Origin of the sequence: Azospirillum oleiclasticum, assembly GCF_013423485.1 — a bacterium.
GTDB lineage: Bacteria > Pseudomonadota > Alphaproteobacteria > Azospirillales > Azospirillaceae > Azospirillum > Azospirillum oleiclasticum.
This window is the reverse complement of sequence record NZ_JABFFR010000114.1, coordinates 1-224: the sequence shown is the minus strand read 5'-3', so window position 1 is coordinate 224 and position 224 is coordinate 1. Positions and strand designations below refer to the sequence as shown.

The 224-nt window shown below is 75.0% G+C and carries 1 protein-coding gene; it reads right to left on the bottom strand.

The features are described from left to right. On the bottom strand, positions 1 to 224 hold a 224-nt coding region (locus HL658_RS36510; protein WP_211109949.1), incomplete at both ends, for a hypothetical protein.

The window sequence follows — 224 nt, the reverse complement described above, 5'->3', positions numbered from 1 at the left end:
GTGCTGCCGGCCGAGCCCAGCGTCACCACGTCGCTGCCCGCCCCGCCGGTCAGGCTCTCCAGCCCCGACACGGTGAGCGTGCCGCCGGCCGGGCCCAGCGTCACCACGTCGGTGCCGACGCCGCCGGTCAGGCTTTCCAGCGCCGAGACGGTCATGGTGGTGCCGGCGGCACCGATGGTGATCACATCGGTGCCCGCACCGCCGGCCAGCGTCTCCATCAGGCC